Source organism: Lentzea californiensis (genome assembly GCF_024648825.1).
Taxonomy (GTDB): Bacteria; Actinomycetota; Actinomycetes; order Mycobacteriales; family Pseudonocardiaceae; genus Lentzea; species Lentzea californiensis.
On record NZ_JANBBE010000001.1, the window covers coordinates 737,716 to 751,095 of the forward strand.

17 protein-coding genes are annotated in these 13,380 nt (G+C 70.1%); 3 read left to right on the forward strand and 14 right to left on the reverse strand.

Annotation, left to right across the window (positions count from 1 at the left end; translation table 11 throughout):
* Nucleotides 1–11: 11 nt before the first annotated feature.
* Genes LX88_RS03970 through LX88_RS03980 form a run of 3 tightly spaced genes read right to left on the reverse strand, consistent with a single transcriptional unit; the run spans nucleotide 12 to nucleotide 3,624 of the window.
* A complete protein-coding gene (locus LX88_RS03970) occupies nucleotides 12–2,132 on the reverse strand; it encodes an ATP-binding protein (RefSeq protein WP_258946471.1) in 2,121 nt (706 codons plus the stop codon).
* 47 nt (nucleotides 2,133–2,179) lie between these two features.
* Nucleotides 2,180–2,815, reverse strand: a complete 636-nt coding sequence (locus tag LX88_RS03975; protein ID WP_030477739.1) for a nucleoside/nucleotide kinase family protein — start codon at nucleotides 2,813–2,815, stop codon at nucleotides 2,180–2,182.
* Complete coding sequence (locus tag LX88_RS03980) at nucleotides 2,779–3,624, reverse strand: PfkB family carbohydrate kinase (RefSeq protein WP_258946472.1); 846 nt, start codon at nucleotides 3,622–3,624, stop codon at nucleotides 2,779–2,781. The genes LX88_RS03975 and LX88_RS03980 overlap by 37 nt, the downstream gene beginning before the upstream one ends.
* Before the next feature lie 34 nt (nucleotides 3,625–3,658).
* Between LX88_RS03980 and LX88_RS03985 the strand changes: the two genes are divergently transcribed.
* Both LX88_RS03985 and LX88_RS03990 read left to right on the forward strand, forming a co-directional pair.
* Nucleotides 3,659–4,636, forward strand: a complete 978-nt coding sequence (locus LX88_RS03985) for a LacI family DNA-binding transcriptional regulator (RefSeq protein ID WP_258946473.1) — start codon at nucleotides 3,659–3,661, stop codon at nucleotides 4,634–4,636.
* A complete protein-coding gene (locus tag LX88_RS03990) occupies nucleotides 4,630–5,361 on the forward strand; it encodes a sugar phosphate isomerase/epimerase family protein (RefSeq protein ID WP_258946474.1) in 732 nt (243 codons plus the stop codon). The genes LX88_RS03985 and LX88_RS03990 overlap by 7 nt, the downstream gene beginning before the upstream one ends.
* Here LX88_RS03990 and LX88_RS03995 read toward each other — a convergent pair.
* Genes LX88_RS03995 through pyrE form a run of 4 tightly spaced genes read right to left on the reverse strand, consistent with a single transcriptional unit; the run spans nucleotide 5,351 to nucleotide 8,094 of the window.
* A complete protein-coding gene (locus LX88_RS03995; RefSeq protein WP_258946475.1) occupies nucleotides 5,351–6,448 on the reverse strand; it encodes a glycoside hydrolase family 76 protein in 1,098 nt (365 codons plus the stop codon). The two genes, LX88_RS03990 and LX88_RS03995, sit on opposite strands and share 11 nt — an antisense overlap.
* 25 nt (nucleotides 6,449–6,473) lie before the next feature.
* On the reverse strand, nucleotides 6,474–7,139 hold the full coding sequence (locus tag LX88_RS04000) for a TrmH family RNA methyltransferase (protein ID WP_258946476.1): 666 nt from the start codon (nucleotides 7,137–7,139) through the stop codon (nucleotides 6,474–6,476).
* Complete coding sequence (locus LX88_RS04005) at nucleotides 7,111–7,479, reverse strand: DUF2784 domain-containing protein (RefSeq protein ID WP_258946477.1); 369 nt, start codon at nucleotides 7,477–7,479, stop codon at nucleotides 7,111–7,113. Before LX88_RS04005 ends, LX88_RS04000 begins: the two co-directional genes overlap by 29 nt.
* Before the next feature lie 60 nt (nucleotides 7,480–7,539).
* Nucleotides 7,540–8,094: an orotate phosphoribosyltransferase gene (gene pyrE / locus LX88_RS04010; protein WP_090066190.1), complete on the reverse strand. Its 555-nt coding sequence runs from the start codon at nucleotides 8,092–8,094 to the stop codon at nucleotides 7,540–7,542.
* Nucleotides 8,095–8,159: 65 nt separating this feature from the next.
* Here pyrE and LX88_RS04015 point away from each other — a divergent pair, with 65 nt between their 5' ends.
* The gene (locus LX88_RS04015; protein WP_258946478.1) at nucleotides 8,160–8,711 is read left to right on the forward strand and encodes a hypothetical protein; all 552 of its coding nucleotides are present in this window, start codon (nucleotides 8,160–8,162) and stop codon (nucleotides 8,709–8,711) included.
* Nucleotides 8,712–8,720: 9 nt separating this feature from the next.
* On the opposite strand, the gene LX88_RS04020 is transcribed toward LX88_RS04015, so the two are convergent.
* The 7 genes from LX88_RS04020 to LX88_RS04050 form a co-directional block, all read right to left on the reverse strand.
* Nucleotides 8,721–9,176 (reverse strand): hypothetical protein, encoded by a 456-nt coding sequence (locus LX88_RS04020; RefSeq protein WP_258946479.1) that lies wholly within the window; start codon nucleotides 9,174–9,176, stop codon nucleotides 8,721–8,723.
* Nucleotides 9,173–10,066: a WXG100 family type VII secretion target gene (locus tag LX88_RS04025; RefSeq protein ID WP_258946480.1), complete on the reverse strand. Its 894-nt coding sequence runs from the start codon at nucleotides 10,064–10,066 to the stop codon at nucleotides 9,173–9,175. Before LX88_RS04025 ends, LX88_RS04020 begins: the two co-directional genes overlap by 4 nt.
* Complete coding sequence (locus LX88_RS04030) at nucleotides 10,063–10,377, reverse strand: hypothetical protein (RefSeq protein ID WP_258946481.1); 315 nt, start codon at nucleotides 10,375–10,377, stop codon at nucleotides 10,063–10,065. The genes LX88_RS04025 and LX88_RS04030 overlap by 4 nt, the downstream gene beginning before the upstream one ends.
* A gap of 37 nt (nucleotides 10,378–10,414) precedes the next feature.
* The gene (locus tag LX88_RS04035) at nucleotides 10,415–11,188 is read right to left on the reverse strand and encodes an SDR family NAD(P)-dependent oxidoreductase (protein ID WP_258946482.1); all 774 of its coding nucleotides are present in this window, start codon (nucleotides 11,186–11,188) and stop codon (nucleotides 10,415–10,417) included.
* A gap of 49 nt (nucleotides 11,189–11,237) precedes the next feature.
* Entirely contained in the window at nucleotides 11,238–11,360 is a 123-nt protein-coding gene (locus LX88_RS04040) for an LPXTG cell wall anchor domain-containing protein (RefSeq protein ID WP_143086722.1), read from the reverse strand.
* Nucleotides 11,361–11,672: 312 nt separating this feature from the next.
* Complete coding sequence (locus LX88_RS04045) at nucleotides 11,673–12,407, reverse strand: TtfA family protein (protein WP_258946483.1); 735 nt, start codon at nucleotides 12,405–12,407, stop codon at nucleotides 11,673–11,675.
* Nucleotides 12,408–12,493: 86 nt separating this feature from the next.
* Nucleotides 12,494–13,315 (reverse strand): helix-turn-helix transcriptional regulator, encoded by an 822-nt coding sequence (locus LX88_RS04050; RefSeq protein ID WP_258946484.1) that lies wholly within the window; start codon nucleotides 13,313–13,315, stop codon nucleotides 12,494–12,496.
* Between the last annotated feature and the right edge of the window lie 65 nt (nucleotides 13,316–13,380).

Consider the following 13,380-nt stretch of genomic DNA (forward strand, 5'->3'; position numbering starts at 1 on the left):
AGCGACAACCTCTACGATCCACCTCCACATTTCAAGAGGTGCTGCCGCAGGCTCGCCTGCCGTCTCAGGTCGCCGTGCCGCTCGGCGATGCCGAGGCCGAGGCGCAACGTCTCGGCCGCCCTCGCCCGGTCCCGGCGCAACAGGTGCACCAGCCCCAGCTCCTCCAGGCTCGCCGCCTCGCCCGCGGCGTCAGCACCCTCGCGGAACAGGTGCAGGCTCCGCGCCAGCGCCGTCGCGGCTTCCTCGGCCCGGCCGGACCGGCGGTGCAGCGCGCCGATCCGGTGCAGCACGCCCGCGCACCCGCGCTCGTCGCCTTCAAGAGAACTGAGCCGCAGGCTGTCCTGGTAGCAACGGAGCTCACGCGCGTGATCTCCCCTCTTGCCGTAGGCACTTCCCAGGTGTTCCAGGACAGCGGCCTCGACGCACTTGAGTCCCAGCTCACGCGCCAGAGCGAGGCTCTCCTCACCGGTCTCGACGGTCTCCACCACCTCGCTGAGGTTGGTGAGGCAGACCGCCACGCCGTTGGTGTCACCCAGGTCCCGGAACCCCGCCAGGGCGCGGCGCAGGTGGCCGGCGTCGCTTAGCGCGACGCCCAGGTCCATCTCGACGATCGCGTGCACCAGCGGGTCGCTCGCCGCGGGCAACGCCAGCCCGCACATCTCGGCCCAGTCCTCGCGATGGCCGCGGCTCAGGTAGTACGGGAACAGGCCGGTCGCGAGCCGGACCAGCGCCCAGGCCGGCACACCGGGCGTCCGGCAGAGGCCGACCAGGTGCGGGCGGTGCTCGTCGAGCCACGCGAAGGCCGCCGCGGCCGTGGTGAAGTCCGGTGCGCCCTCCGCCCACGCCGGATCGGCCCAGGTCCCGCGGAAGCTGTGCGGCACGGCCAGCGCCACCGACCGCCACGCCACCGCGACGAACAGGCCGGCGACCCTGCCGAGCGCCTCGGGGTCCGCGGGCTGTTCGCGCGCGTAGGTCCGGACGAGGTCGTGCATCCGGTAGCGGCCGGGCGTCGTGGCCTGCAGCAGGTGCAGGTCGGCCAGCCGTTCCAGCACCAGTTCGGCGGCGAGCCCGTCCACGTCGAGCAACCGGGCGGCGACCGGCAGCGACACGTCCTCGAAGACGCCGAACAGCGTGAACGCGCACTGGTCCGCCGGGTCCAGCTGGTCGACGGACACGGCGAAGCTCGCCCGGATCCCCGCGTCGTCGCGGTCCAGTTCGTCGAGGCTGCGCACGGCCAGGCGGCGCGCGAGGTGGGCGAGCGGCCAGGCCGGGCGGGACGCGAGCCGGGCACCGGCGAGGTGAACGGCGAGCGGCAGCCGTCCGCACTGCTCGACCACCCGCGCCGCGGCCTCGGGGTCGGCGCCGGTCCGTTCCGGTCCCGCGTAGGCCGCGAGCAGGTCGAGCGCCTCCCGTTCGGGCAGCACGTCCAGCCTCAGGTGCCGGGCCTGCGGCAGGGTGTCCATGGCCCGACGGCTGGTCACGACCGTCGCACAGCCCGCGGTGCCGGGCAGCAGCGGCTGGATCTGGCCGGCCGTCGCCGCGTCGTCGAGCACGAGCAGCACCCGCTTCCCGGCCAGTGCGGACCGGAACCGCGCGGCGGTCTCGGCCAGCGTCCCGCCGTGGTCGGGCCGGCCGAGCGCGCGCAACAGCTGGCCCAGCGCGTCCTGCGGCGGCAGGCTTGCACGCAAGTCCAGGTAGAGCTGGCCGTCGGGGAAGAGCTCACCGACGCGATGGGCGACGTGCAAAGCCAGCGATGTCTTGCCGACCCCCGCCATGCCCGCGACGACCACCACGCCCGACCGTTCGACCAGGCCGGTCAGCGCGGTGACCTCGGCCTCCCGCCCGGAGAACCGCACCGGCGCGGCGGGCAGCTGCCGGACCGGTGCGCACGGCGTGCGGCGAGGTCTGGGCGTGCGGGCGGCGGCCGCGGCGAACTCGGCCCGCTCGTCCGCGCACAGGCCGAGCGCGTCGGCGAGCCGGAGCACCGTGGCGCGATGGGGATGCCGGCGGTCGCCCCGTTCCAGGGAGCCGACGGCCTGACCGCTCAGGCCCGCCTTCTCGGCCAGCGCCTCCTGAGTGAGTCCGGCGGCGATCCGGTGATGGCGCAACAGGTTTCCCAGCGCTGAGTCCATGTCTCACACCCCCGCGGGAACCACGCACGCGCCGCCGATCCGGTTGCCTAGAGCACCTCGGTGATCAGCAGGTCCGCCGCTCCCTTCGACGAGTTCACCATCAGCGCGTTGACGTGGTCCGTGCCGTGCAGCACCCGTTCCTCCGCCTCCGACAAGGTGCGCCCGTACCGCAGGTGCCGGTCGATCAGGCGCTGCACGCGCACGTCCTCGTCGATGAACAGGAACCACGCCTCGTCCAGGATGATCCGGACGCGCTTCCACTTGTCGTAGTTGAGCAGCAGGTAGTTGCCCTCGGTGACGACGAGCGGGACGTCCGGGTGCACCGGCACCGCGCAGGCGATGGGTTCCTCGATCTCCCGGCGGAACTCCGGCGCGTAGATCATGTCCGGGCCGCAGGCCTTGATCCGGCCCAGCAGGTCCACGTAGCCGGGGATGTCGAACGTGTCGGGCGCGCCCTTGCGTTCGACCAGCCGCAGCCGTTCGAGCTCGCTCTGCGCGAGGTGGAAGCCGTCCATCTCGACGAGCACGGCCTGGCCGTCGAGTGCCTCGACGAGCCTCCGCGCGAGTGTCGACTTGCCGGAACCGGGTGCGCCGCCGATGCCGAGAATCTTGCGCTCACCCTGATCGGTGAGCACCCGAGCCCGTTCTAGCAGCTCGTCGAACCTGACCTGCTGTCCTGCCACCGTGCCAGCTCCTCAACCCAGTCCCCGACCGCACCGACGCGAACGGCGGCCGCCTCCGACGCGAAGCCGATGGCGTCCACCGGGTCCGCGCCTGACGCCAGCGCGTAGGCGTACGCGCCGTGCCAGACGTCGCCGGCACCGTTCGTGTCCTTCACCTCCACCGCGGGGACGGGCAGCTCTCCGGCCGAGCCGTTCCGCGACCAGGTGACCGGCTTCGCACCGTGCGTGCGAATGACCAGCGGCACCCCGTAGGAGTGCACCTCGGCCTCGGACCGCTCGAACCCGGCAGAGCAGGCGGCCACGTCCACCAGCGGCAACAGGTGATCGAGGACAGGTTTCCAGCTCCCGGCGTCGAGCACCACAGGCAATCCCGCGGCTTTCGCCTGTCTGGCCACTGGGACCACTAGGCCTTCGTGGTGTCCGTCCAAGAGCACCACGTCCGCGGCAGCCAGGAGATCGGTCAAATCCGGCGCCGTCACCGGCACCGACGCGTTCCGGGAAACGACCGTGCGCTCCCCATCAGCGTCTCTGACGACGACCATGCTCACGGGCGTCATGCCCGGCACCGCGGTCACTTGGACCGGGTCCAAGGTGGCCCTGACGAATTCACCCAATGCGTCGGCACCCAGTGAGGTGAGCAACGCGGACCTCCCGCCCAGTGCCGCGACCGCGCGGGCCGCGTTGGCGGCCGGACCTCCGGGCGACAGCACCGCGCCGAGCGAGCGGATCTTCTGCCCGGCATCCGGGAACTCGTCCACCCTTTGGGTCACGTCGAGAGTTGTGAGGCCGACACACAGCACGGCTGCCATCTGGGCTTCCTCCAAACGGGTAAGGTCCCAGGTCATGGTCACCATGCGGGATGTCGCGGCTCTCGCGGGGGTCTCCATCACCACGGTGTCACACGTGATCAACGAGACGAGGCCGGTCGCCGGGGACACGCGCGAGCGCGTCCAGAAGGCGATCGACGAGACCGGGTACACGGGCGACGCCATCGCGCGATCGCTGGTCATGGGCGGCACGAAGTCGCTGGGCCTGGCCGTGTCACTGGTCTCCCACCCGTACTTCGCCGAGCTGATCGCCGCCATCGAGTCGGAGGCGACTCGCAACGGCTATTCGCTCGTGCTGATCGACACGAGGGACACCCCCGAATCCGAGCAGACCGCGGTCAGAACACTGCGCTCGCGAAGAGTCGACGGGCTGCTGCTCACACCATCGGCCGGCGCCGGGGGAAGCCTCGTGCTGCCGGAGCTCAAGAGGCTGAACATCCCCACGGTGCTGGTAGACCGGCTGACCGTGGCCAAGGACATCGACCAGGTCGGGCCGGAGAACGTGCAGGCCACCTCCGGCCTGGTCAAGCACCTCGCGGAGCTGGGGCACCGCCGGATCGGCATCGTCTGCGGCCAGGTGGGCGTGGCGACGACCGAGGAACGCATCCTCGGCTACCGCCTCGGCCTCGGCCGCGCGGGCCTGAAGTGGGACGAGGCGCTGGTCTCGCAGAGCGGCTGGCTCGCGCCGCTGCTCGACCAGGAGGACCCGGCCACGGCCGTCGTCGCGGCGGACCACCTCGTGACGGTGGGCATGCTGCACGAGGCACGGGCCCGCGGTCTGAAGCTCGGCACCGACCTGGCCGTCGTCGCCTACGACGAGGTCGAGTGGGCCACCCTGATCGAACCGCCGCTCACGACGCTGGCCCAGCCGGTCGAGGAGATCGGGCGCACCGCGGTGAAACTGCTGCTCTCCCGCATCGCCGAACCGCAGAGGCCGCCGGAGACCATCCGGCTCGCGCCCTCGCTCCGGCACAGGCAGTCCTGCGGATGCTGATCCCTGGACTGGTCTCGGTGACGTTCCGGCAGCTCACGATCGAAGAGATCGGCGCGCTGGCGACGGAGTGCGGGCTGCAGGCCGTCGAGTGGGGCGGCGACGTGCACGTACCGCCCGGCGACTTCGCGGCGGCGCGGCGGGCGCTGGACACCGGCCTGAAGGTGGCCGCGTACGGGTCGTACTACCGCGCGGGCGTCTCGGACCGGGCCGACCTGGCGCCGGTCCTGGAGACCGCGGCCGAACTGGACGCGCCGTTCGTGCGGGTCTGGGCGGGCACGTCCGGCTCGGAGGAGTGCCCTGACCGGGCGCCGGTGGTCGAGGCGTTGCAACACGCCGTGGAACACGCCGAGGCGATGGGCACGAAGATCGCGCTGGAGTACCACCGGAACACGCTGACGGACACGCTCGACTCGACGGTGCAGCTGCTCGACGAGGTCGACGGCGTGGTGCCGTACTGGCAGCCCAGTGGAGGCCAGGACGTGTTCTCGGCCATGCACGAGGTGCGGACGCTGGAACCGGTGACGGCGCACGTCTTCTCGTGGGGTCCCGGTGGCTTCCAGGAGCGGTTCCCGCTCGCCGAGCGCCGTGACCTGTGGAAGCCGGTGCTGACCGAACTGGCGCGCGACGGCCTCGAGCGCAACGCGCTGCTGGAGTTCGTGCGGGACGACTCGCCGGAGCAGTTCCGCGAGGACGCGAAGACGTTGCTCGGCTGGCTCAAGCAGTAGCGACGTCCAGACCGTTCCGTTCGAGCAGGGCGGCCGCCTCCAGGCACATCCAGCCACCGAGCTGGACGGACAGGTCGCGGCCCTCGTCCTCGTTGGCCAGGACGGTCCACTCCGGACCGAACAGCGGTCCGCTCACCGCCGCCACGCGGTTGTTCCACGCCGCTTCCGCCGACTGCACCACGAGTTCCCTGGCCAGGTCCGCGGTCTCGTGCCGTTCGGGGTCGAGGTCGGGGATTATCAGCGCGGCCTGGGCCAGGTAGCGGACGAGGATGCCCGCGAACAGGCCGCCGTCACCACCGCCCTGCCCCCGGATCACGCCGTTCGTGGCGAGGTCGTCGTGCACGGCGGTGATCGTGCGTGCGGCCTTGTCGAGCCACTTGTCCTGCTGGCCGTGCTGGGCGAGCTCGACGCACGCGCCGATGAGAACTCCTTGGCAGTACGTGTAGATGTTCTTCTCGTACTCGCGGATCTCGCCGTTGGGGTGGACGTGCAGACCGTCCCAGGCGAGGCCGTTGCCCGGATCGACGAGGTGCTCCTCGACCCAGTCCACGATGGACCGTGCGCGGGCGAGGTCGGTGCGTTCGTTCTGGCGGGCCAGGAAGATCGCGGCCGGACCGTTCGCGGGGACGTTCTTGAAGTCGTCGTTGCGCTTCCACCAGATGCCGCCACCGGCGTGGTCGGTCCAGCCGTCGCGCAGCCGCACGGCGATCGCGTCCAGGGCCTTGGGCTTCGCGATGCCGACCTCGTGCTCGGCGCGTTGCAGGGCGAGGCCGAGCCACGCGATGTCGTCGTAGAAGTCGTTGGTCCAGCCGAGGATGTTGCGCACCCTGATGCCGCGCACGACCTTCGCGATGGCCGTCTTGCGCAACTCGCTGGGCGCGCGCAGGTAGCCGTCGATCATGCAGTCGAGCAGGTGCGCCTGCCACCAGTAGTTGAAACTGGTGTGGATCTTGTCCCTGAAGAGCGGGGGCCACGCCCGCGCCCCGAGGAGCGTGCCCGGCACACCCCAGACCCGCCGAAGGTGCCTGGAGTACACCGCGCGCTCCGCGACACCCGCGCGTGCCGCCAGCAGTTTCGCGATCACCACCTGGCCATCGTGCGTGCTTGACCGGTCAAGAAGCGCGGTGAATCACCCAGTGGTACAGGCCCATGGCCACAGAAGTTGTGAGGTTGTAACTGCTGACCTTCTCGCGCATGGGCAGCCGGACGATCCTCGTGGCCTTCTCCCGGACCTCTGCCGAGAGCCCGTGGCGTTCCGAGCCGAACGCCAGCACGGCGTCGGCGGGAATCGGGCCTTTCAGCAGGTCACCATCCGCGTCGAACGCGATCAGCTCACCGGCGAAGTCGAGGTTCTCGACCTTGGCCACCGGCAGCGCGAAATGCAGCCCGGCGGATCCACGCAGCACGTTGGGGTGCCACGGGTCGACGTCGCCGGTGGAGATCACGCCGCCCGCGTCGAGGCCGGCGGCCACCCGGATCGCGGCGCCGAAGTTGCCGAGGTTGCGCGGGTTGTCGAGCAGAACGATCGGGGCGCCCCGGTCGAACGGCAGGTCAGGCCTCTCCGCGAACCCGGCCACGCCCGTCGGGTGCGTGCGGCCGGCCCTGAGCTTGAAGTGGTTCTGGTCGACCTCGGTGGCGGCGGCGAACCGCTCGCGCAGATCAGGTGCGTGCGTCTCGGCGAGGCTGATCGCGGCGGCCAGATCCGTCGTGATCAGCGGATGCACGCCGGCGCCGAAGCGCAACGCGTGCTTAACAGCGTGAAAGCCTTCGAGCAGCACGGTGGCCAGCATAGAAGCCGACCCACGAAATGATCACGATCGACCCCAGCACCAGTTGGACCAGCGTCGACGCGCTCTCCGGGTACCAGACGCCGTCGATGTAGTGGTCGATGAACCCCGTGCCCAGCGGCGGAAGGCCCGCCTCCGCGCGGAAGAACTCCTCCGCCGACGTCAGCGGACACGTCACCGGCACCAGCAGGCTCAAGATCGCCCACGCACCGATCGCCAGGTGCGGATAGATCACACCGCGCCACCGCCATGCGAAGAACCCGCCCACGAGCAGGAACGCCAGCACGGCGAAGTGCAGCAGCATGACAGCCTCGGCTAAGAACCCCGCCATTTCGCACCACCCCGTCCTCCAGACTAAGACGGGGTGGCTCGAAGCGCTCTCGATAAAACCTCAGGCGAGCCCGAGGTCGTTCAGGTCGAGCAGGTAGCGGTACTGCAGGCCCTCGGCCTCGATGGCCTCCTTGGCGCCCGTGCCGCGGTCGACGACCGTGGCGACGCCGATCACGTCGGCCCCGTGCTCGCGCAGCGCGTTGACGGCCGTGAGCACCGAACCACCCGTGGTGGAGGTGTCCTCGACCGCGAGCACCCGCTGGCCGCGCACGTCGATGCCCTCGATCTGGCGCTGCATGCCGTGGGCCTTGTTCGCCTTGCGCACGACGAACGCGTCGAGCACGTCACCGTCGGCGCCGGCGGAGTGCATCATCGCGTAGGCGACGGGATCCGCGCCGAGGGTCAGACCGCCGACCGCGACGAAGTCCCAGTCCGACGTGAGCTGCCGCAGCAGCTTGCCGATCAACGGGGCCGCCGCGTGGTGCAGCGTCGCCCGCCGCAGGTCGACGTAGTAGTCGGCTTCCTTGCCGCTGGAGAGAGTCACCTTGCCGTGCACCACGGCCAATTCGCTCACGAGACGAGCGAGTTCTGACTTAGCGTTCGCGTCCAAGACCACTTCAGTTCGCACGGGTCGTCAGCTTCGCACACCCGCGCGTTCGACGCCTCGTACGCTGCATCACCGTGAGCACCTTGTACGTGGAACAGCCGTGGACGTTCATGAGCCTGCTGGCCCGGCCGCACTACCGCGTCGAGGTGTTCGACGAACGGGACGCACCGGTCGCCGTCGTCCGTGAACGGACCGGGCCCGGCCTCCAGCGACCGTTGCGGCACACGGGGTTCTCCGGCTGGACCGCGTTCGACCTCGACGTCGTCGGGCCGCACGGCCAGTCGATCATGCACATCAGCAAGGGTTTCGGGCGCAGGCCGCACGTGCGCGTGACCACGCCCCAGGGCCGGCTGATCGGGACGATCAAGACGCACGGCGCGTGGCAGCAGTCACTGCACGACGCGAACGGTCAGCAGCTCTGCTTCTTCGGAGACGTCGCGCGGATCCAGACCGGCGCGCGGGCCAAGCGCAACGGCTCGCGAGTGCGCCGGGACGTCGTGCAGATCAACCCGGCGGTGACCGAACCGGTGCGGTCGCTGGCGACCGCGTGCGCGATCGCCTTCGACGTCGTTCGCGGTACCGGGACCAGCCACACCAGCAGTGGCGGCGTGGACTGGCCCGTCTAGTGGTGCCGGCTACCAGGCGTCCTTGCGGAAGTGGCTCGGGCCGTCGTCCTCGTCGTCGTCATCACGGCGCGGGCGGGGCGGCGACTGGTGGGCGGCCGGGTTGCCCGAGGTGATGATGTCGTCGATGTCCTGACCCTCCTCGATCGCCTGGTAGGCGCGCTGGAGGTCGGGAACGCCGACCGCGAGCGCCTTCTGCACGCCCTCGTCGTGGACCGCACGGCCGGAGGCGACGTCGGCCCACGTCATCTCGCCCGCGTCCACGCGCCGCTGGAGGTCCTTGAGCTCCTTCGGCGCGCCCGGCGACTTCGCGAACCGTTCGATCTCGCGGAGGTCCTGCTCGGAGAGCCCGCGCGACCTGCGCTGCACCTGCGACGCGGCGGTCGCGACCTTGCCCAGGTCGTCGACCCGGGAGTCCACCTCGGAGAACAGCGCCTGCAGCCGTGCCTGGTCATAGGGGAACGTCACTGCTGACCACCGCCGGTGGGCGCCGGGGCGGGTGCCGGAGCGGGTGCGGGCGCGCTGGCGCCCCGGCCGGAGGCCGCGGAACCGGCCTTGCCGAGGCCGTAGGCACCGAGACCGACGCCGATCGCACCGGACTTCGCGGCGGCCACGCCGTTGTCGTACTTCTGCTTGCCGTCCTGCACGCCGTCGACGACGTCCAGCGCGTCGTTCACGTCCCTGACGTCCTTGAGCTTCATCAGCGCCGTGCCCATCGCCACGATGCCGTCGACCATGCCCTGGACGCCCTCGATCAGCGTCATGATCGACTGGATGATCTTGCGGATCGCGTCGACGATCTGGATCGCGTCGTAGACCATCCACACCGCGCGGCCCCAGCCGACGACCGGGATCACCGCGGTCATCGCCGCTTCGAGCAGCATGGTGCAGAGCTTGTCGAGCAGGAACAGGGCGATCTTCGTGGCCGACCGGCACGCGGACGCCATCGACTGGAACTTGTTGCCGATGATCCGGGCGACCTGGGAGTCCGCCTCGATCGCGATGACCCACATGGTGTCCATGCGGCGTTCGAACGCCTGCGCCGCGCTACCGTTCCAGTGCGGGTTGAGCTGACCGACGCTGTCGCCGACGTTGTGCCGCACGGCGTCCAGCGCCTTGGCGACCTGGTCCCACGCGTTGGCGTTGGCGTCGATCTTCTCGAAGTCGCCGACCAGCGGGCTGATCAGCGACTCGATCAGGTTCTCGCCGGTGACCTTCTCGTAGATCCAGTTGACGCCCTGCAGCTTCCACCCGGCGGCCTCGATCAGCTCCTTGGTGGTCTGCCGGCCAGGGCGGTTCTCCGCGGCGGCGTTCAGCGCCACCGACGGGTCCTGGACGTCCGCGTACGCCGTGGTCATCGGCCACCCCCGGCCCGGTTGATCAGCTGCATGCCGTGGAGGTCGACCTTCTCGTAGGAGTCGGCCGACTTCCGCAGCGCGTCGGCGTCCTTGAGCATCGTCTTGTTCGCGAAGTCCAGCGTCTCGCCGTAGAGGCGCGCGACGCCGGTCACGACGGGATGCAGCAAGGTCAGCAGGCCGGTGAACCCGCTGGTGTCACCGCCCTTGGAGATGGCGTGGTCTTTGATGGTCAGGAAGTGCTGGGCGTTGCGGTCCAGCAGCTCGCTGTACCCGCGCAGCTCGTCCGGTTCGACCTTGAACTGTTCGCTCACGACGGCTCCGACGCACCGTTAGGCCGAACGGTTCCACTCAGGTGCGACCGCGGCCGCCCGCGAACCGCGACGCCATCTTGCGCACGAGGGGCCGCGGCAGCAGCCTCGAGATGGTCACGATCGCCTTGTACTGCAGGCCGGGGATCGACAGCGGCTTGCCCCGGCGCAGGTCGCGCAGCGCCTCGTGGACGAGCTTGTCGGCGTCGACGTAGAGCCAGCTCGGCGTCTTCGACATGTCGATCTTCGCGCGCTTGTGGAACTCGGTCCGCACGAAACCGGGGGCCAGCGCCATGATCCGCACGCCGGTGCCCTCCGCCGCGAGCGACATGCCCTCGGAGAACGTCGTCACCCACGCCTTGTCGGCGCTGTAGCTGGTGCCGCGGCCGGGCAGGAAGCCGGCGACGCTGGACACGTTGATCACGTCGCCCTTGCCGCGGGCGATCATCGCCGGGATGGCGGCCCTGGACAGCCGCAGCACCGTGGCGACGTTGACGTCGAGCTGGGCCTGGAGCTTGTCGACGTCCGCGGCGAAGAACTCGCCGGTGTTCGCGAAGCCCGCGTTGTTGACCAGCAGGTCGACGGCCGACTCGGCCAGCCGCTGCTCGACCTTCAGGCGGTCGTCGTGGTCGCTGAGGTCGGCCGGCAGGACTTCCACGTTCACGCCGTGGCGGTCGTGCAGCTTCTTCGCGAGTTCTTCGAGTGCGGACGCGGTGCGCGCGACCAGCACGAGGTCGTATCCCTCGGCCGCGAGCCTGCGGGCGAAGGCGGCCCCGATCCCGACGGTCGATCCGGTCACCAGTGCGGTTGGCATGCCACCGAACGGTAGTCGGAAAGTCGCCGGGGCCGAAGGCCGCCGATGATCACGCTTCGTGCTTCGCCGGACGACGGAGCACGAACAGGCGCAGGGCGAGGCCGGAAACGACCATCGCCACACCGCCGAACAGCAACCAACCGACAGACGCACCCGTGTTGGCCAGCGTCACGACGGACGCCGTACCTGCCACGGCTACGGGCGGGACAATCTTTCCTCCGTACATCGTGCTTCCCTCCGGGGGGTTCGGGACACGACGGACTTGCTGCACGGAGTATCTGAATCGCGCGCCGATGTTTTACACGGAGCGAAGTGTGATGTAGCTCACACTACTTTGGATTCGGTATGGAATAGCCCTGGTCGAGGCGGCACGACAAGCGGTACGCGGAAACTGTTGATCACCGAACGTCACATGATCCAGGCGTGCTTCAGCCATGAAAAAGCCGCTGCCGAGTGTCCGGCAGCGGCTTCGGTGAAGGTTTCGTCAGGGCTGCTTGCGGCCGAACGACGGGCGGTAGACCTCGCCGCCCTCGTCCTCTTCGGCCGCCAGCTCCTCGCGCTCGGACGGGTCAGGGTCGAACGGGTCGATGACGTCCGCGAGCTCACCGACGTCGCGCAGCAGCCGTTCGAGGCGCGCGGGCGACGAGTTCGGCGGCGCGGCGGCCAGCACCCAGTCGTTCTCCATCCAGACGACCGTGACGTCGCCCCCGATCTCCTCGGCGGCGTCGATCAGGTCCGGCGTGATGATCTTGCGGGCCGCCGGCACGTCCGTGACGAACGCGTACCGCGACCCCACCGGCCCGAGCAGGTCGGGCATCGGCACCTTGTCGTTGTCGCGCTGGAACGGGACCGTCGACAACCACAGTTCGATCACCACCGACAACGCTCTGCGGCAGCGCACGCCGACCAGCACCGAGTTGACCTTGCCGCCGGTCTCGTGGTCGAGCACGTAGACCTGCCTGCGCCCGTCCGCGGTGAAGGTGGAGCCGGCGACGACGTCACGGGCGAGGCCCGTGCCGTAGTACGCGATGGCCCCGGCTTCCCACCGGGTCGGCAGCACGTGGTCTGTCTCCTCGAACTGCCAGCCCCTCAGAGCAGCCCAACGGCGCCGTTCACGATTACGCGCGGTTCGTTGCGCCCGGTCGGTCGCGAGCAGGGCGAACCCCGCCACGCCCGCCACCGCGGCGACGGTGAACCAGACCCACGCCGGTATGCCCACAGCCAGAGCCTAGTGGGTCGGAGGCGAGGAACGAAGATCACTTCCGCGCGTCGTGACCTGGGCGTGCCTTTCCACCGGTCGAGGAGCTACCGCAACCCGTCCATCGCCACCTGGCTCGCGTCGTCCGCCGCGCGGTAGATCACCAGCAGTTGGTCCGGATTCTCCAGTGGTGTGAGCGTCTCGAACCGCAGGACGATCTCACCGGCCCGCGGATGCCGCACGACCTTCTCCCCGCGGCCGTTGAGCCTGACGTCCTGCGAGTCCCACAACCGGGCGAACTGCTCGTCGCCGGTGGCGCACTCGGCGATGAGGCCGGCCAGCACCCCGTCCTCCGGATGCGCGGCCCACGCGGCGCGCAGGTGGGCGACGCCGTCCCGCACGACGCGGTCGCGGTCGGCGTAGAGCTCACGGATCTCCGGGTGCAGCAGGCACAACCAGATCGCGTTTCGCCGGGACGGCGGCAGCGTGCCGAAGTCCAGGAGCACCTTCGTCATCTCGCTGTTCCACGCGAGGAGGTCGAAGCGGTGGTTCATCACCATGGCCGGCTTCGGCGACAGGTCGGCGACCAACTGAACCAGTGACGGCGCCGCCTCGGTGGCGGCCCGGTCCTCGGCACGGGGCCGCCGCCGGGCGAGTCCGAAGAGGTAGGCGCGTTCGTCGCGGGTCAGGCGCAGCGCACCGGCCAGTGCCTCCACCACGTCCGCCGAGGGCCGCAGCCCGCGAGCCTGCTCCAGCCGCACGACGTAGTCGACGCTGACCCCGGCCAGTTCGGCGACCTCTTCACGGCGCAGCCCCGGAGTCCGCCGCCTGCGCGACGGCAGGCCGAAGTCCTGCGGATCCAGCCGTTCCCTCCTGCTCCTCAGGAACGCGGCCAACTCCTGCGTCACGTCCACGGCGCTGGTGAGCATGGCCCGTTCAACAGTCCGGGTAGGACTCGTGTTCCCAGGAAATCTCGTCCCTTAATCCCCGCTCC